Annotated in this window: 1 protein-coding gene; it reads right to left on the reverse strand. The window is 61.8% G+C overall.

The genetic code is table 11. The features are described 5' to 3' along the window. A partial coding sequence (locus ACLEJU_RS28655) for an Ig-like domain-containing protein (RefSeq protein WP_440776780.1) occupies positions 1-626 on the reverse strand: 626 nt, incomplete at both ends.

Raw genomic sequence — 626 nt, forward strand, 5'->3', positions numbered from 1 at the left:
CGCACACCGACCACGTAATTGCCGTCGCTGCGCACGTCGGCACCGACCACATCGTTGTACAGCACATTGCCGCGCACCTCGTCGCCCTTGTACACACTGGTGTAATCGCTGTGGGCTTGCGGCACATCGTCGACGATGGTGATGACGATGGTGCTGGTGGTCGAGTTGCCGACTGAATCTTTCACCTGGTAGGTGAAGGTTTCGGTGACGGTGTTGGGGCCGTCATTGGCGTGGGTCGGTGAGTTGGCCGGTGAGGTCAGGGTATAGGTGTAGGTGCCGTCGGCGTTCAGATGAAGCTGGCCGTACTGGCCAGTGGCATCGCCCACCAGGCTGTAGGTCAACGCACCGACACCGCCGCTGGCAGAACCGACCAAGGTGCCGGTAGCGGTTTCGCGGGCCGAGCCCGGGTCGCTGCCGGTGACGCTACCAGCGGCCAGGTCGTTGCCGTCTTTGTGCAGGTCCAGGGCGTTTTCGTACACCGTGACATCGCGGTCCTCACAAGCCATCAGCGAGTTGTGGACATTGATGGTGATCGTCGTCGTGCTTTCGTCACCATCGGCGTCACGGATGGTGTAAACGAAGGTGTCGACGGCATCTCGCGGGGACACCACGTCGGGATTGGAGTG

The organism is Pseudomonas sp. SMN11, from assembly GCF_052041945.1.
Classification (GTDB): domain Bacteria; phylum Pseudomonadota; class Gammaproteobacteria; order Pseudomonadales; family Pseudomonadaceae; genus Aquipseudomonas.